Annotated in this window: 15 protein-coding genes; 13 read left to right on the top strand and 2 right to left on the bottom strand. The window is 53.1% G+C overall.

Translation table 11 applies throughout. The features are described 5' to 3' along the window. Window positions 1-131: 131 nt before the first annotated feature. Window positions 132-1,898 (bottom strand): 30S ribosomal protein S12 methylthiotransferase accessory factor YcaO, encoded by a 1,767-nt coding sequence (gene ycaO / locus ACRCWW_RS03770; RefSeq protein WP_438681203.1) that lies wholly within the window; start codon window positions 1,896-1,898, stop codon window positions 132-134. Between the two features lie 135 nt (window positions 1,899-2,033). Here ycaO and ACRCWW_RS03765 point away from each other — a divergent pair, with 135 nt between their 5' ends. From ACRCWW_RS03765 to ACRCWW_RS03705, 13 genes are all read left to right on the top strand, one after another. After that, the gene (locus ACRCWW_RS03765; protein WP_438681202.1) at window positions 2,034-2,726 is read left to right on the top strand and encodes a DUF421 domain-containing protein; all 693 of its coding nucleotides are present in this window, start codon (window positions 2,034-2,036) and stop codon (window positions 2,724-2,726) included. Window positions 2,727-2,904: 178 nt separating this feature from the next. Beyond that, a complete protein-coding gene (gene serC / locus ACRCWW_RS03760) occupies window positions 2,905-3,993 on the top strand; it encodes a 3-phosphoserine/phosphohydroxythreonine transaminase (protein ID WP_438681201.1) in 1,089 nt (362 codons plus the stop codon). A 69-nt stretch (window positions 3,994-4,062) separates the two neighbouring features. Continuing rightward, window positions 4,063-5,346, top strand: coding sequence for a 3-phosphoshikimate 1-carboxyvinyltransferase (gene aroA / locus ACRCWW_RS03755; RefSeq protein WP_438681200.1), 1,284 nt, complete (start codon window positions 4,063-4,065; stop codon window positions 5,344-5,346). 184 nt (window positions 5,347-5,530) lie between these two features. Further along, window positions 5,531-6,214: a (d)CMP kinase gene (gene cmk, locus ACRCWW_RS03750; RefSeq protein WP_438681199.1), complete on the top strand. Its 684-nt coding sequence runs from the start codon at window positions 5,531-5,533 to the stop codon at window positions 6,212-6,214. A gap of 124 nt (window positions 6,215-6,338) precedes the next feature. After that, the gene (rpsA, locus tag ACRCWW_RS03745) at window positions 6,339-8,012 is read left to right on the top strand and encodes a 30S ribosomal protein S1 (protein ID WP_438681198.1); all 1,674 of its coding nucleotides are present in this window, start codon (window positions 6,339-6,341) and stop codon (window positions 8,010-8,012) included. Window positions 8,013-8,141: 129 nt separating this feature from the next. Further along, a complete protein-coding gene (gene ihfB / locus ACRCWW_RS03740) occupies window positions 8,142-8,426 on the top strand; it encodes an integration host factor subunit beta (protein WP_154158149.1) in 285 nt (94 codons plus the stop codon). 240 nt (window positions 8,427-8,666) lie between these two features. Continuing rightward, on the top strand, window positions 8,667-10,928 hold the full coding sequence (locus ACRCWW_RS03735; protein WP_438681197.1) for a ComEC family protein: 2,262 nt from the start codon (window positions 8,667-8,669) through the stop codon (window positions 10,926-10,928). Window positions 10,929-10,964: 36 nt separating this feature from the next. Continuing rightward, window positions 10,965-12,713 (top strand): lipid A ABC transporter ATP-binding protein/permease MsbA, encoded by a 1,749-nt coding sequence (gene msbA / locus ACRCWW_RS03730; RefSeq protein WP_438681196.1) that lies wholly within the window; start codon window positions 10,965-10,967, stop codon window positions 12,711-12,713. Beyond that, window positions 12,710-13,690 (top strand): tetraacyldisaccharide 4'-kinase, encoded by a 981-nt coding sequence (lpxK, locus tag ACRCWW_RS03725; RefSeq protein ID WP_438681195.1) that lies wholly within the window; start codon window positions 12,710-12,712, stop codon window positions 13,688-13,690. Before msbA ends, lpxK begins: the two co-directional genes overlap by 4 nt. A 40-nt stretch (window positions 13,691-13,730) precedes the next feature. Continuing rightward, window positions 13,731-14,960, top strand: coding sequence for a winged helix-turn-helix domain-containing protein (locus ACRCWW_RS03720; RefSeq protein WP_438681194.1), 1,230 nt, complete (start codon window positions 13,731-13,733; stop codon window positions 14,958-14,960). A gap of 54 nt (window positions 14,961-15,014) precedes the next feature. Next, window positions 15,015-15,197, top strand: coding sequence for a protein YcaR (gene ycaR / locus ACRCWW_RS03715; protein ID WP_438681193.1), 183 nt, complete (start codon window positions 15,015-15,017; stop codon window positions 15,195-15,197). Then, window positions 15,194-15,940 (top strand): 3-deoxy-manno-octulosonate cytidylyltransferase, encoded by a 747-nt coding sequence (kdsB, locus tag ACRCWW_RS03710; protein WP_438681192.1) that lies wholly within the window; start codon window positions 15,194-15,196, stop codon window positions 15,938-15,940. The genes ycaR and kdsB overlap by 4 nt, the downstream gene beginning before the upstream one ends. Window positions 15,941-16,083: 143 nt before the next feature. Further along, on the top strand, window positions 16,084-16,977 hold the full coding sequence (locus tag ACRCWW_RS03705; RefSeq protein WP_438681191.1) for a YcbJ family phosphotransferase: 894 nt from the start codon (window positions 16,084-16,086) through the stop codon (window positions 16,975-16,977). Here the strand turns inward: ACRCWW_RS03705 and elyC are convergent. Further along, on the bottom strand, window positions 16,954-17,733 hold the full coding sequence (elyC, locus tag ACRCWW_RS03700) for an envelope biogenesis factor ElyC (protein WP_438681190.1): 780 nt from the start codon (window positions 17,731-17,733) through the stop codon (window positions 16,954-16,956). The two genes, ACRCWW_RS03705 and elyC, sit on opposite strands and share 24 nt — an antisense overlap. Window positions 17,734-17,853 lie beyond the last annotated feature (120 nt).

Raw genomic sequence — 17,853 nt, 5'->3', positions numbered from 1 at the left:
TAGTGTTTACGCATAATTAACTTTATTATTACAAAATAAAGTTGACACCGGGGAAAATAAAAACGGGGCCACACTTTGTGGCCCCGTAATATAGCGCAGGCGAATAATTTCGCCATAAATTTATTGTGGTTTTACTTCTGGGCAGACCAGAAGTTAGCTTTTGCTCGTTGCAGCTTCTCGTAAGCTTTTAACAGGCTCTGGTGCGCCGGGAAAGCTTCCAGATCGCTGTCAACTGGCTGCAGACCGTAGAAAGCTTCTTCGCCGCTGAGGGCCGCACTGGCAGCTTCAACCGCCTCTGCGCCGTACATACGAACAAAGGCGTTCAGGTACTGCAGAGGCTGACGCTCTTCTTCCTGTGACAGCAGCAGCAGGGTTTGCAGGCAACGGTAGTAGTTAGCTCGCTCAGCGCTGAACACCGACGCATTGAATTCCATGGTCCATTCAGTCCAAATCAGGGCTTGTTCCAGGTCGCCACCGGCCAGCGCAAGCATCGCTTTCAGCTCACCAACGCGCAGGGTATACCAGCCATTGTCTTTACCGGTCGCCATGCCCAGCAGTTCACGGACGCGGGTGAAGTCGTCCAGACCTTCATCGTCCATTTGTTCGATAAGGGCCAGGTAATCTTCTTTATCCCACTCGCTGCCTGGAAGAGAAAGAAGGGTTTCACGCAGATGGCTGCCCATGTTGTTATTTGCCAGCCACAAGTCTTCGGCTGGATAAATATCAGACATGCCCGGCACCAGAATACGGCAAGCGTAAACACTCAGGTGTTCGTAGTCGGCAATATAAACTTCTTTATCTTCTGCCTTGAAAATAGCCATCAGGGTGGCGAATTCTTCTTCGGTGGTGCCGGAGAAATTCCAGTCAACAAACGGATAATCGGCATCCTGTTTGAACATATCCCAGGATATCAGACCGCTGGAGTCAATGAAGTGGGTTTCCAGGTTCGCGTGTTCAGCCACTTCTTCGTCATCGAAGGTAGGTGGGGTGAAGACGTCGAGATCTTTCAGGCCACGGCCCTGCAGCAGTTCTGTCACGGTACGTTCCAGCGCTACGCCAAAATCAGGATGCGCGCCGAAAGAGGCGAAGCAGGTGCCGTTTGCCGGGTTGAACAGGACCACGCAGATAACAGGGTATTTGCCGCCAAGTGAACCGTCGTAGGCAAAAATAGGGAAGCCTTCTGCTTCAAGCTTAGCGATGGATTCCACGACGCCCGGGTAACGTGCCATCACTTCAGCCGGGATCTCTGGCAGGCTGATGCTTTCCGCAATGATGCGGTTCTTGATATGACGTTCAAAAACTTCTGACAGACCCTGAACACGGGCTTCGTTCGCCGTGTTACCAGCGGACATCCCATTAGACACGTACAGGTTGCCCACGATATTCATCGGAATATAAATGGTTTCGCCATCAGACTGACGAGTAAACGGCAGGCCGCAAACGCCGCGATCGTCATTACCGGACTGCAGATCAACCAGCAGGCTGGCAGTCAGTTGATCGTCAGGATCGTAGAACGCGCGCAGACGAGGATCCAGCAGGCCTTCTGGCACTTCGTCATCGTCAGTCAGCGGGAACCACTTTTCATTCGGATAGTGGACAAACGGGCCGTTGGCGATGGTTTCGCCTAGCCAGAAATCCGCGAAGAAATAGTTGGTGGACAGACGCTCAAAGTATTCACCCAGCGCAGAGGCCAGCGCCGCTTTTTTGGTGGCTCCCTTGCCGTTGGTGAAACACAGAGCACACTCTTTATCGCGGATATGCACTGACCAGACGTTTGGCACCGGGTTTAACCAGGAAGCCTCTTCAATCTGGAAACCGAGATCGTTCAGTTTCTGCTGGAATCGGGCGATGGAGTCTTCCAGGGCGGCGTCTTTGCCGGGAATAAATGTTTGAGTCATGACAGTCACTTTTATCGTACGGAAAGCGCGCAATGATACGGGTTTTGCGTGTCATTCGCTATCAATCCGGCGCTGGCGGCGAAAATAAAAAGCCCGGCTACGCTTACAGAGATAACTCACTGTTAAGGCATATAAATGCAAGCATTCGATCTGCATCGTATGGCGCTGGACAAAGTGCCTGTGGATTTTCTTGGCGAAGTGGCGCTTCGTAGCCTCTATACCTTTGTGCTGGTTTTTTTGTTCCTAAAAATCACCGGGCGGTGCGGCGTGCGGCAAATGTCGTTGTTTGAGGTGCTGATTATTCTCACCTTGGGGTCGGCAGCGGGGGACGTCGCTTTTTATGATGATGTGCCAATGCTGCCGGTCCTCGTGGTGTTCATCACCCTTGCTGGCTTGTATCGGTTGGTGATGTGGGCGATGGCCCACAGTGAAAAACTGGAAGACTTGCTGGAAGGCAAACCTGTGGTGATTGTCGAAAACGGCGAGCTGGCCTGGGAAAAATTGCGGGCCGAGAACATGACTGAATTTGAGTTTTTCATGGAGCTCAGGCTGAACAGCATTGAACACCTGGGGCAGGTCAGGTTGGCTATCATGGAAACCAATGGCCAGGTGAGCCTCTATTATTTCGACGACGCAGAGACAAAACCTGGGCTGTCTATCCTGCCCGGAAAGCTCCTCGAGCGGTTTACAACGGTACCGGAAGAGAACGATTACGCCTGCACGTGCTGTAGCGCGATTTTTCATCTGCAGGCTGGAGATCGCCAGCTGTGCCCTCGCTGTGGGCACCCGGAATGGTCGAAGGCGTGCCGGGCGAAGCGCATTACCTGATAGCCAGATTGTCGGCTTTCTGTCGTCAACCTGGCAGATTCTGTTGTGTGAACCTCGCCACAATTTCTTCGCTGTGAGTTTTTGCCATTGCGGGCTGTGTCACTGAATGGTAAAACCGATAGCCACAGGAATAACTTATGCCTGCGGGCTAATAACTTGTACAGCGTGGTGAGGGGAAATGACTCAGGTCTTCAATTTTAGTTCTGGTCCGGCAATGCTTCCGGCGGATGTTCTTAAACTGGCACAACAGGAACTGTGTAACTGGCAGGGCCTGGGCACATCGGTAATGGAAATCAGCCATCGTGGCAAAGAGTTCATCCAGGTGGCAGAAGAAGCAGAAAAAGATTTTCGCGACCTGCTGAATATCCCTTCAAATTATAAAGTGCTGTTTTGTCACGGTGGGGGTCGCGGCCAATTTGCTGGCATTCCGCTTAACCTGCTCGGCGACAAAACCACCGCAGATTATGTCGACGCTGGCTACTGGGCAGCGAGCGCGGTTAAAGAAGCCAAAAAATACTGCTCACCGAGCGTCATTGATGCCAAAGTGACGGTTGATGGCCTGCGTGCCGTTAAGCCGATGCGCGACTGGCAGCTTTCCGATAACGCGGCGTACCTGCATTACTGCCCGAACGAAACTATTGACGGCATTGCGATTGATGAAACGCCGAACTTTGGTAAAGACGTGGTAGTGACCGCCGATTTCTCTTCAACGATCCTCTCCAGCCCGATTGATGTGAGCCGCTATGGCGTTATCTACGCGGGTGCGCAAAAAAACATCGGTCCGGCCGGGTTGACGCTGGTGATCGTTCGTGAAGATCTGCTAGGCAAAGCACACACCGATTGCCCATCGATCCTTGATTACACTGTTCTCAATGAGAACGACTCCATGTTCAACACCCCGCCAACTTTTGCCTGGTATCTGGCAGGCCTGGTATTTAAATGGCTGAAAGAGCAGGGCGGTGTGGCTGCAATGGACAAGATTAATCAGCAGAAAGCAGACCTGCTGTATGGCACCATCGATAACAGCGATTTCTACCGTAATGATGTGGCGAGCTCAAACCGTTCACGCATGAACATTCCTTTCCAGCTGGCAGACAGCGCGCTGGATAAACTTTTCCTTGAAGAATCGTTCGCCGCTGGCTTGCACTCATTGAAAGGCCACCGTGTTGTGGGCGGCATGCGCGCTTCTATCTATAACGCCATGCCGCTTGCAGGCGTTCAGGCACTCACGGACTTCATGAAAGAGTTCGAACGTCGCCACGGTTGATCGCCCGGTTTTCATCCCCGTAGTCTTACTGCGGGGTTTTTTATTTTCTGTTGTTGAGAGTTAAGTTTCATGGAATCCCTGACGTTACAACCCATCGCGCGGGTGGATGGCACCATCAATTTACCTGGTTCTAAAAGTGTCTCTAACCGTGCCTTGCTGCTGGCGGCATTAGCCAATGGCACCACTACGCTCACCAACCTGCTGGATAGCGACGACGTGCGCCACATGCTCAATGCGCTGACTGCGTTAGGCGTTCAGTACACGCTTTCTGCCGATCGCACACGCTGTGAAGTTGTGGGGAACGGTGGCCCGCTTAAGGCTGCTTCAGCACTGGAATTGTTCCTTGGGAATGCGGGTACTGCGATGCGTCCACTGGCTGCCGCATTGTGCCTTGGCAGCAACAATATCGTGCTTACCGGCGAACCGCGAATGAAAGAGCGCCCAATTGGTCATCTCGTTGACGCGCTTCGTCAGGGCGGTGCGCAGATTGAGTATCTGGAGCAAGAGAATTACCCGCCGCTGCGCCTTCAGGGTGGGTTCGTTGGCGGTGAAGTCAGTGTCGATGGCAGTGTTTCCAGCCAGTTCCTGACAGCGTTATTAATGACGGCGCCACTGGCCGCGCAGGATACCGTTATCAGTATCAAAGGCGACCTGGTGTCGAAACCATACATCGACATTACCCTGCATCTGATGAACACGTTTGGGGTAAAAGTTGATAACCAGAATTATCAGCGCTTTGTCGTCAAAGGCGGGCAGCACTACCAGTCTCCAGGTGCTTATCTGGTTGAAGGTGATGCTTCATCTGCCTCCTACTTCCTGGCCGCTGCTGCCATTAAGGGCGGTTCGGTCAAAGTCACCGGTATTGGCCGTAACAGCGTACAGGGTGATATCCGTTTTGCCGATGTGCTGGAAAAAATGGGCGCCACGGTGACCTGGGGCGAAGATTTCATTGCCTGTACTCGCGGTGAACTGAACGCCGTTGATATGGACATGAACCATATCCCTGATGCTGCAATGACAATCGCCACTGCTGCGCTGTTTGCGAAAGGCACCACCACGCTTCGCAACATTTATAACTGGCGTGTGAAGGAAACAGACCGTCTTTTCGCGATGGCGACCGAACTTCGTAAAGTAGGCGCTGAAGTGGAAGAGGGCGAAGACTACATTCGCGTGACTCCGCCTGCGCAACTGACTTTCGCGGAAATTGGCACCTATAACGACCACCGCATGGCGATGTGCTTCTCGCTGGTGGCGCTATCAGACACCCCTGTCACGATCCTTGATCCGAAATGTACGGCGAAAACCTTCCCCGACTACTTCGAGCAGTTAGCCCGAATCAGCACACCAGCCTGACGATGACAGCGCTGCGCCTTTGGGCGTAGCGCAGACTTACGCTTCCAATCCTCTCCTACGAACATTTCTTCTACACTCACCTTCATACAGTCTGTAATTTGAAAGCAGTATTAACGCTTCTCAGTAATGGCGCGTATAATGCGCGGCGTTTATGTACCTGACGCCTCTACTAAAGGAGAGAACGATGACGGCAATTGCCCCAGTAATCACCATTGACGGGCCGAGCGGTGCCGGGAAAGGCACTCTGTGCAAGGCAATGGCGGAAGCATTGCAGTGGCATCTGCTGGACTCAGGCGCGATTTATCGTGTGCTGGCCCTGGCGGCGTTACACCATCACGTTGATGTCACTTCGGAAGAGGCGCTGGTCCCATTGGCTGCTCATCTGGATGTTCGTTTCGTGTCAACTGACGGCAATCTTGAAGTGATTCTCGAAGGGGAAGATGTCAGCGGTGAAATCCGTACCCAGGAAGTGGCGAATGCGGCTTCTCAGGTCGCAGCCTTCCCTCGCGTACGTGAGGCTTTGCTGCGCCGTCAGCGCGCATTCCGTGAAGCTCCGGGTCTGATAGCTGATGGCCGTGATATGGGCACTGTCGTTTTCACCGACGCGCCAGTCAAAATATTCCTCGATGCCTCGCCGGAAGAACGTGCGCAGCGCCGTATGCTTCAGTTGCAGGAGAAGGGCTTTAATGTTAACTTTGAACGCCTTTTGGTCGAGATCAAAGAACGTGATGATCGTGACCGCAACCGTGCGGTGGCTCCGTTAGTTCCGGCTGCCGATGCTTTAGTCCTGGATTCCACACGATTAAGCATTGAGCAAGTGATTGAAAAAGCGTTACAATACGCGCGCCAAAAACTGGCTGCTGTCTGATTTTATCGCAGCGAGCCTCCAAATTCGTAGTACCCCCGCTGCAACGGAGTGTGAGCGGGTATGTAAAACAACCCCATCCGGCATGAAGCCAGATGGACGTTAATCTAACTTTTGAAGATTAAACATGACTGAATCTTTTGCTCAACTGTTTGAAGAATCCCTGAAAGAAATCGAAACCCGCCCGGGTTCCATCGTTCGTGGCGTTGTTGTCTCTATCGACAAAGACGTTGTTCTGGTTGATGCGGGTCTGAAATCTGAATCTGCAATCCCTGCAGAGCAGTTCAAGAACGCAGCCGGCGAACTGGAAATCCAGGTAGGCGACGAAGTTGACGTTGCTCTGGATGCAGTAGAAGACGGCTTCGGTGAAACTCTGCTGTCCCGTGAGAAAGCTAAACGTCACGAAGCATGGATCACGCTGGAAAAAGCTTACGAAGAAGCTGAAACTGTTACCGGTGTTATCAACGGCAAAGTTAAAGGTGGCTTCACTGTTGAGCTGAACGGCATTCGTGCGTTCCTGCCAGGTTCTCTGGTAGACGTGCGTCCAGTTCGCGATACTCTGCACCTCGAAGGCAAAGAGCTCGAGTTCAAAGTTATCAAGCTGGACCAGAAGCGTAACAACGTTGTTGTTTCCCGCCGTGCTGTTATCGAATCTGAAAACAGCGCAGAACGCGATCAACTGCTGGAAAACCTGCAGGAAGGCATGGAAGTTAAAGGTATCGTTAAGAACCTCACTGACTACGGTGCATTCGTTGATCTGGGCGGTGTAGACGGCCTGCTGCACATCACTGATATGGCGTGGAAACGCGTTAAGCACCCAAGCGAAATCGTGAACGTTGGCGACGAAATCACTGTTAAAGTGCTGAAATTCGACCGCGAGCGTACCCGTGTTTCTCTGGGTCTGAAGCAGTTGGGCGAAGATCCATGGGTAGCTATCGCTAAGCGTTACCCAGAAGGTACCAAACTGACTGGTCGTGTAACCAACCTGACTGACTACGGCTGCTTCGTTGAAATCGAAGAAGGCGTTGAAGGCCTGGTACACGTTTCCGAAATGGACTGGACCAACAAAAACATCCACCCATCCAAAGTTGTTAACGTGGGTGATGTAGTGGAAGTTATGGTTCTGGACATCGACGAAGAACGTCGTCGTATCTCCCTGGGTCTGAAGCAGTGCAAAAACAACCCATGGCAGCAGTTCGCTGAGACTCACAACAAAGGCGATCGCGTTGAAGGTAAAATCAAGTCTATCACTGACTTCGGTATCTTCATCGGCCTGGACGGCGGCATCGACGGCCTGGTTCACCTGTCTGACATCTCCTGGAACGTTGCAGGCGAAGAAGCAGTTCGTGAATACAAGAAAGGCGACGAAATCGCAGCAGTTGTTCTGCAGGTTGACGCAGAGCGTGAGCGTATCTCCCTGGGCGTTAAACAGCTCGCAGAAGATCCGTTCAACAACTGGGTTGCTCTGAACAAGAAAGGCGCTATCGTTAACGGTAAAGTGACTGCAGTTGACGCGAAAGGCGCAACCGTAGAACTGGCTGACGGCGTTGAAGGTTACCTGCGTGCTTCTGAAGCATCCCGTGACCGCGTTGAAGATGCAACTCTGGTTCTGAGCGTAGGCGACGACGTTGAAGCTAAATTCACCGGTGTTGACCGTAAGAACCGTGCAATCAGCCTGTCTGTACGTGCTAAAGACGAAGCTGACGAGAAAGATGCAATCGCTACTGTTAACAACAAACAGGAAGAAGGCAACTTCTCTAACGCTATGGCTGAAGCATTCAAAGCAGCTAAAGGCGAGTAATCAAGTAACTCTTTACGAGTCACTTGACAGATTGCAGGATTCGTCCTGTAATCAATGACAAAGGGCGGCTACGGCCGCCCTTGTTTAAGCTGTCTGCTTACACTTTCCTTATAGGAAACCGGAGGAATCATGACCAAGTCAGAGCTCATAGAAAGACTTGCTACCCAGCAATCTCACATCCCTGCGAAAGCGGTTGAAGATGCTGTGAAAGAGATGCTGGAACATATGGCCTCTACGCTGGCCCAAGGCGAGCGCATTGAAATCCGCGGTTTCGGCAGCTTCTCTTTGCATTACCGTGCCCCACGTGTTGGGCGCAACCCAAAAACTGGCGATAAAGTTGAGCTGGAAGGTAAATACGTTCCGCACTTTAAGCCGGGTAAAGAACTGCGCGATCGCGCCAATATTTACGGTTGAGTTAGTGCGGCATCGCCGCGTAACTTGAACGAAAAAAAGCACCTGCGGGTGCTTTTTTTATGGCTGCGATAGAGTTCTGCGCGCACCACATCGCTTGTTTTTTCCGAGCCTACTCGCAGATTAAGTGTATCTCTTTCGCTCTCATCACATCCCTCCTGAAAGAACCTCGCAATCCCTTCTTTTTAATGACGACAACCTCAATTCTGGGCGCGACACTGGTGCTGCCACAGGGAGGTGTCGATGCGATTATCTACTTTAGCCTTTTGTACCATCATCGGTATGAGTCCACTGCTATGGCTACCAGCATTGCCGTCAATGCTGCTTACCAGCGGTATAGCGATGATCGGTCTTGTCTTCTTTTTTCGTGGTGGCTATCTGAGGGCTGCAGGGTTGGTGCTTCTGTTTTTCTGTTGGGGAGTCCTATCTGCACATCTGGTGGTCATGCCGACAAACACCCTGACGGGTAAGCCTGTGCAGGTCGAGTTATTGATAACGGGCACGGACGGGGCAATGAAGCATGTCGCGAAATTAATCCGCATCAATGGTCATCAACAATTGTCGACGCCAGGGATTGTATTGTATGGGCAGGAATTACCTGAAAAACCTTGCGCCGGCCAGCTCTGGCGCATGACGTTGAGTGCGCGTGCTGTTCATGGTCAGCTCAATGACGGAATGTTCGATAGTCAGCGTCATGCCATGTCACAGCGATTGCCATTAACCGGGCGTTTTACCTCAGCACAACTCATCGACGGGCGATGCAATTTGCGTTCACGCATTGTGGCCCCCCTGGCAGAAAGGCTGGAAAAGTATCCCTGGCGCAGTGTGATGCTGGCCCTGGCTGTTGGAGAAAGGTCTGCCTTATCAGCAGAGGTAAAAGCTCTGCTTCAGGAAACAGGAACAGCCCATCTGCTGGCAATCTCAGGGCTGCATGTTTCGCTGATAGCTATGCTGGGTTTGGGTTTGGTACGGGGCGTTCAATGGGGGCTCCCGTGTCGTTGGATTGACTGGCGAATGCCACTGATTGGCGCATTTATCGTGGCGGCATTTTACTCGTGGATCAGCGGTTTTCAGCCTCCGGCCCAGCGTACGCTGATCGCCGCAGGGTGTTGGTTGCTGCTGCGGTGTAGCGGAAAGCGCTGGAGCTCCTGGGAGGTCTGGCTGTGCTGCGTCGCCGTCATTTTGGTGATGGATCCTCTGGCTATTTTGTCGCAAAGCCTTTGGCTGTCAGTATTTGCGGTGGCTGCTTTGATTTTCTGGTATCAGTGGGTCCCGTGTCATCCTGTCCGCGGTGGCTCAATTGTGAATGCGATCTGGAAGCTGCTGCACTTGCAGCTAGGGCTGATGTTGCTTCTGCTGCCTTTACAAATTATCAGCTTTCACGGGATGTCCTGGACTTCAGTGCCGGCCAATGTTGTTGCGGTTCCTCTGGTGACGTTTTGCGTGATTCCATTGCTAATGTTGGGAATACTGATCCATCACACAGGGTTGGCTGCGTTGAATGATTTTATCTGGGCCTTGCCCGATCGTCTGCTGGCTCTATTATTTTGGTTTCTGGACAAACTCCCGGATGGCTGGCTGGGAGTAGATTCTCGCTGGCAGTATCTGGTGCTGCTTCCGTGGCTTGCCATCGTCTTTCACCGATTCAACGGGTGGCGAAACTGGCCTGCATTGGGCATGACCTGCTGTGTCATTCTTGCTTATCCCTTCTGGAAAAAGCCATCGCCAGGGAACTGGTCTTTGACGATGCTTGATGTCGGGCAAGGGCTGTCGATGGTCGTTGCACGTAACGGCAAGGCGATTTTGTATGACACCGGCCTTGCCTGGCCCGGCGGAGACAGCGCTCAGCAGCTTATCGTGCCATGGTTGCGCTGGCACCATCTTCAGCCAGAAGGCATCATCCTTAGCCACGAACATCTCGATCATCGCGGTGGCCTGGACACCCTACAGAAAACCTGGCCCGCACTATGGGTAAAAAGCCCTCTAGGCTGGAAAAATCACCAACCCTGTTTCAGAGGTGAGACCTGGCGCTGGCAGCAACTTACGTTCAGGGTGATATGGCCCTTAGCAGGAACACAGGAGACAGGAAACAATCACTCATGCGTGGTGAAAATTGACGACGGCCGCTATAGCGTTTTGCTGACGGGAGATATTGAATCATCAGCAGAATTATCAATGTTGAGTCATTACTGGCAGCATCTTCGGTCTACACTTGTTCAGGTGCCGCATCACGGCAGTTCTACTTCCTCTTCGATGGCGCTGATTCGCCGGGTGGAAGGCGAGGTGGCACTGGCTTCAGCGGCGCGCTACAACGCGTGGCATTTGCCCTCTGTAAAGGTGAAAAGCCGTTATCAGAAACAGGGCTATCACTGGCTCGACACCCCGCATCAGGGGCAAATAACGGTTAACTTTTCGTCGGAAGGCTGGCAAATCCAGAGCTTACGCGATCAAATATTCCCCCGCTGGTATCATCAGCGGTTTGGCGATACCCGTGATAACGGGTAGAATGTGCGGCTATCTCAACATAAGCTGGTTTTTTGAATGCAGAACGACAAAGATCTCTCCACGTGGCAGACTTTCCGCCGACTTTGGCCAACGATTGCGCCCTTTAAAGCCGGACTGATTGTGTCTGCGGTCGCGTTAATCCTTAACGCCGCCAGCGATACTTTTATGCTGTCGCTTCTCAAACCATTACTGGATGATGGTTTTGGTAAAACGGATCGCTCTGTGCTGCTGTGGATGCCGCTGGTCGTGATTGGCCTGATGATCCTGCGCGGTATCACCAGCTATATTTCAAGCTATTGCATCTCCTGGGTGTCAGGCAAAGTGGTGATGACCATGCGCCGCCGCTTGTTTGGTCATATGATGGGCATGCCTGTCGCTTTCTTTGACAAACAGTCTACCGGCACGCTGCTGTCCCGCATCACCTACGATTCTGAACAGGTTGCTTCATCTTCTTCCAGTGCGCTGATTACCGTGGTGCGTGAAGGCGCGTCTATCATCGGCCTGTTTATTATGATGTTCTGGTACAGCTGGCAGCTGTCGCTGATCCTGATTGTGCTTGCGCCGATTGTTTCAATGGCTATCCGCCTGGTGTCCAAGCGCTTCCGTAATATCAGTAAGAACATGCAAAACACGATGGGGCAGGTCACCACCAGCGCTGAGCAGATGCTTAAAGGCCATAAAGAAGTGCTGATGTTTGGCGGTCAGGCCGTCGAAACCAAGCGCTTTGACAAGGTCAGTAACAAGATGCGTCTGCAGGGCATGAAAATGGTGTCCGCGTCGTCTATCTCTGACCCTATCATTCAGCTTATCGCTTCACTGGCGCTGGCATTTGTCCTTTATGCGGCCAGCTTCCCAAGCGTCATGGATACCCTGACTGCCGGTACCATTACCGTCGTGTTCTCTTCCATGATTGCCCTGATGCGTCCACTGAAATCACTGACTAACGTCAACGCGCAGTTCCAGCGCGGGATGGCGGCTTGTCAGACGCTGTTTGCCATTCTTGATAGCGAACAGGAAAAAGACGAAGGGACCCGCGTTGTTGAACGTGCAAAAGGTAACGTTGAATTCAACAACGTCACCTTCACCTATCCAGGCCGTGAAGTTCCTGCGCTGCGCGACATCAACCTGAGCATTCCAGAAGGCAAAACTGTTGCACTGGTTGGGCGTTCAGGGTCAGGTAAGTCAACCATGGCAAGCCTGATTACCCGTTTCTACGACGTTGATTCCGGCAGCATTCAGCTTGATGGTCACGATATTCGCGAATATACCCTGGCCTCCCTACGTGATCAGGTTGCTCTGGTTTCGCAGAACGTGCATCTGTTTAACGACACGGTGGCCAATAACATCGCCTACGCTCGTACGGATATCTACAGCCGTGAAGACATCGAAAGAGCGGCCAAAATGGCGTACGCGATGGATTTCATCAATAAAATGGATCAGGGGCTGGATACCGTTATCGGCGAAAACGGCGTGCTGTTGTCCGGTGGTCAGCGCCAGCGTATTGCCATTGCACGTGCGCTGCTGCGCGACAGCCCAATCCTGATCCTTGATGAAGCCACGTCTGCGCTGGATACCGAATCCGAACGTGCGATTCAGGCGGCGCTGGATGAGCTGCAGAAAAACCGTACTTCACTGGTTATCGCACACCGTCTGTCTACCATCGAAAAAGCCGATGAAATCGTGGTGGTGGAAGATGGGCGCATTGTTGAGCGCGGTAGCCACGAAGATCTGCTGGAACATCGCGGCGTTTACGCTCAGCTGCACAAGATGCAATTTGGGCAATGATCGCTCGTATCTGGTCGGGGGAATCCCCGCTCTGGCTTCTGCTGTTGCCGCTCTCCTGGCTGTATGGCCTGGTGAGCGGCTGTATTCGACTGAGCTACCGCCTTGGCATTAAAAAAGCCTGGCGGTCACCCGTCCCGGTTGTCGTCGTCGGGAATCTCACCGCCGGTGGTAATGGTAAAACGCCTGTCGCTATCTGGCTGGTGGAAGAACTCCAAAAGCAAGGGATCAAGGCAGGTGTTGTTTCTCGCGGTTATGGCGGTAAGGCGGAACACTATCCGTTGATTCTGACCAGTGAAACCACCACAGTACAAGCGGGTGATGAACCTGTTTTGATCTATCAGCGCACGGGGGCACCTGTTGCGGTGTCTCCTGAACGCAGTGACGCAGTCAAAGCGCTGCTGGCTTCGCATTCCCCTCAAATTATTATCACCGATGACGGCCTTCAGCATTATCGCCTGGCGCGTGATGTCGAAATCGTTGTCATTGATGGCGTCCGCCGTTTTGGTAATGGCTGGTGGCTTCCTGCGGGCCCGATGCGTGAACGCGCTTCCAGGCTGAAAAGTGTGGATGCCGTCATTGTGAATGGCGGTGTACCGCGTGAAAGCGAAATACCTATGCAGCTTCAGCCGGGTCTGGCCGTTAATCTGCTGACCGGCGAGAAACGTGATGTCGCTTCCTTGCCCGGCATCGTTGCCATGGCGGGTATCGGCCATCCTCCACGCTTTTTTGCCACACTTGAACAGTGTGGTGCTCATCCACTGAAGACCGTTGCGCTTGCAGATCATCAGGCTCTCACCGCCGCAAGCGTCGTGGCGTTGGCAGACGCAAATCAATCGCTGGTGATGACAGAAAAAGATGCCGTGAAATGCCGCAGCTTTGCACGGGATAACTGGTGGTATCTGCCGGTTGATGCGGTGTTTGACGACCAAAGAGCGTCACAGCTTATCCAACAATTGGTAAGTCTGACGCGACGCTAATCTGAGCGAGCGGCGTAGTGCAGGCTGACGGAGAACCTGAATGTCAGAACGGAAACTTTCGCTATCGGCCGCTCGTTGTCTCCACCTTGCCGCTCAAGGGTTACTCAAAAAGCCTCGCCGTCGTGCTCAAGCGGATGATGTTCTGTCGACCGTCCGGCAAATGTCACTGCTGCAAATCGATACTATCAATGTCGTAGCGCGAAGCCCTTATCTGGTCCTGTTTAGCCGTCTTGGCAGTTATCCACCCCAATGGCTGGATGAGGCGTTGAGCCGGGGCGATCTCATGGAATACTGGGCCCATGAAGCCTGCTTTTTACCCCGAAGCGACTTTCCGCTGGTGCGACACCGCATGCTCGCGCCGCAGAATATGGGCTGGAAATACAAAACAGAATGGATGGAAGAGCACGCAGCAGAGATAGAGGGGCTGATTGCACACATCCAGGAGAATGGCCCGGTGCGTTCCGCCGATTTTGAGCATCCTCGTAAAGGGGCAAGCGGCTGGTGGGAATGGAAACCGCATAAACGCCATCTGGAAGGGTTGTTCACCGCCGGAAAAGTGATGGTGATCGGCCGTCATAACTTTCAACGTATCTACGATTTAACCAGCCGGGTGATGCCGCTTTGGGATGATGAGCGTGATCTTTTAAGCCAGGAGGAGGCGGAAGAGGTGATGTTACAAAACAGCGCCCGCAGCCTGGGTATTTTTCGTCCGCAATGGCTGGCTGATTATTATCGCCTGCGCCAGCCTTCGCTTCCGGCCATACTCGCGCGTTGGCAAAAAGAAGGGCTGGTGGTCCCGGTTGAAGTGGAAAGCCTCGGCGCTCTGTGGCTGCATACCGACTTGTTGCCTCTGGCAGAAGATGCCATCAGCGGTAAACTGCGCGCATCGCACAGCGCGGTGTTATCTCCGTTTGACCCCGTAGTCTGGGATCGCAAACGCGCAGAGCAGCTTTTTGATTTCAGTTACCGCCTTGAATGCTATACCCCTGCGCCTAAACGGCAGTACGGTTATTTTGTTTTGCCTCTGCTTCATCAGGGCAAACTGGTTGGCCGCATGGACAGCAAAATGCACCGTAAAACGGGTGTGCTGGAAATATTTGCGCTGTACTTACAGGACAGCGTACGCGTCAGTGCAGCGCTGGAAAAAGGCTTACGCCAGGCCATAACAGACTTTGCAAGCTGGCAGGGTGCAAAACGGATAGCAATAGGGCATCGCCCCGCAGAACTTTTCACCCAAACCCCAGTTGGCTGGGAAATTGACATTGCCTGAACAGGCTCTGTGATATGCTTGACCGGATACTTTTTCGGTCCATCTGGAGGAATTATGGATCACCGCTTACTTGAAATCATCGCTTGTCCGGTTTGCAACGGGAAGCTCTATTACAGTCAGGATAAGCAAGAGCTTATCTGTAAACCCGATAGCCTGGCCTTCCCGCTGCGCGACGGTATTCCTGTCCTGCTGGAAAATGAAGCCCGCCCATTGAGTACAGAAGAGAGCCATCCATGAGTTTTGTTGTCATTATTCCGGCGCGCTATGCCTCAACTCGCCTGCCGGGTAAACCGTTGCAGGACATCAACGGTAAACCGATGATTGTTCATGTGCTGGAAAGAGCGCGTGAATCCGGTGCTGACCGTATTATTATCGCGACCGATCACGACGACGTTGCTCGTGCCGTTGAGGCCGCTGGTGGCGAAGTTTGCATGACCCGTGCCGATCATCAGTCGGGCACAGAGCGTCTGGCCGAAGTGGTGGAAAAGTGTGGCTTCAGTGATGACACGCTGATCGTCAACGTCCAGGGGGATGAGCCGATGATCCCTCCGGCTATCATTCGTCAGGTGGCTGATAACCTGGCCGCCAGCCAGTCAGGTATGGCAACACTTGCGGTGCCAATCCATGATGCGGAAGAAGCCTTCAACCCAAATGCGGTGAAAGTGGTGATGGATGCCGAAGGGTATGCCCTCTATTTCTCCCGCGCGACAATCCCCTGGGATCGAGACCGTTTCGCGCAAAGCCGTGACGCTATCGGTGATACCTTGCTGCGTCACATCGGTATCTATGGCTATCGCGCCGGCTTCATTCGCCGCTACGTCAACTGGGCGCCGAGTCCGCTGGAGCAGATAGAAATGCTCGAACAGCTGCGTGTGCTGTGGTATGGCGAAAAAATTCACGTTGCTGTGGCAAAAGAAGTGCCGGGCACTGGGGTTGATACGCCTGAAGATCTGGCTCGCGTACGCGCTGAATTACGTTGATTTCTCCGGCTCCTCCATCCGGAGGAGCCGTCTTACCGCCTCGTTTCTCCTCGTTTTTTTGCCTCGCTTTTGATCTTGCCCGGTGACATCTCCGCCTGTGACGCTCATTATAAAAACAGTAGTCTTCACAGGGGTAACCGGATATGGAACAACTGCGAGCTGAACTGAGCCACCTGCTGGGTGAAAAACTGAGTCGGGTGGAGTGCGTGAGTGAGAAAACGGACACTTCACTGTGGTCACTGTACGATGCTCAGGGCCATCCGATGCCGTTACTGGCAAGAAGTTTCACCACACCTGGGCTTGCTCAGCAGCTGGCGTGGAAGATTTCAATGCTGGCGCGCAGTGGCACAGTACGAATGCCAGTGGTTTATGGCGTGATGACGCATGAAGAGCATCCTGGCCCGGACGTGTTGCTTATCGAGCGCTTACGCGGGGTGCCCGTTGAAGCACCAGCCAGAACGCCGGAGCGCTGGGAACAGCTAAAAGATCAGATAGTCGAGGCGCTATTGGCGTGGCATCGGCAGGACAGCAGCGGCTGCGTGGGTTTTGTTGACAGCACTCAGGAAAATCTGTGGCCACTCTGGTACCGCCAGCGAGTCGAAGTGCTGTGGGGAACGCTCAATTTATATGACAACACCGGGCTGACAATGCAGGACAAACGCATTCTTTTCCGCACTCGTGAATGCCTGCCCGCGCTGTTCGACGGTTTTAATGATAACTGCGTGCTTATCCACGGCAATTTCACCCTTCGCAGCATGCTCAAAGATTCTCGCAGCGATCAGTTGCTGGCGATGGTTGGCCCAGGCGTTATGCTCTGGGCCCCGCGTGAGTATGAGCTCTTTCGCCTGGCTGATGGGGCGCTGTCCGAAGGGTTGATGTGGCACTATCTCCAGCGTGCGCCCGTTGCTGAGGCTTTTCTGTGGCGGCGCTGGCTCTATCTTTTGTGGGATGAAGTCGCCCAGCTTGTTAACACCGGGCGCTTTAACCGCCGCAACTTTGATTTAGCCGCGAAATCACTGCTTCCCTGGCTCGCCTGAACGGCCTTTTAACCACTGCCAGAGACGACCCAGAGTTTCATACCCCACGCGGTCGCTGTGCATCAGCCAGACGGGTGAAGGCATCACTTTTTCCCATGGCTGTAAGGGTGAGGTGATCGCCAATTGATTGGCAGGCGCAGGGAAGGGATGCAGGCCGACGTGCTGGAAGAAGATCATCGCTCGCGGAAGGTGCGAAGCGGAGGTGACAAGCAGGAACGGCGCGTCGCCAATCGTCGCTTTAACGGCTGAAGCTTCCTCTTCGGTATCTTTAGGCTTATCCAGAACGATGATGTCGCTACGAGGAACGCCCAGACTTTCCGCCACGCGCGCACCGGCTTCGCCCGTACTGACAGGATTTGTTTCAGCGGCGGCACCGGTGAAAATCATTTTTGCTCCTGGGTTGGCCTGCCAAAGGCGAATACCTTCAGCCAGTCTAGGTAAACTGTTATTGATGAGGTTCGAACTTGGGGCCCATTCATCATTCCAGGTATAACCTCCGCCGAGCACCACGACGTACTGCACTCGCTCGGTTCCTCGCCAGGTGGGATATTTATCCTCGATGGGTTTTAACAAGCCATCGGCAACGGGCTGCAGGCTGAGTAACAGCAGTGCCAGCCAACCCACGGTAAGACAAATCTTGCCGCTGCGCTGGAATCGGCTGAACCAGAGCAATCCCAGGCCCAGTGCCATTAAGAGCAGGAGCAACGGCAGGGGTAAAATCATACCGCCAATATACTTCTTCAGCGTAAAAAGCATCCTTGTTGGTTCCTTTTTTAACCATCTGACAGGAGATCTGCAGGGATATTACACCAGATAGCTTCCCTCTCGCTGTGGGTATGACAAAATAGCGTCTTTGTGGCAATCAGGTGGAGTCCG

This window comes from Scandinavium sp., assembly GCF_051650185.1.
Lineage (GTDB): Bacteria > Pseudomonadota > Gammaproteobacteria > Enterobacterales > Enterobacteriaceae > Scandinavium.
This window is presented reverse-complemented; position numbering and strand designations above follow the sequence as displayed.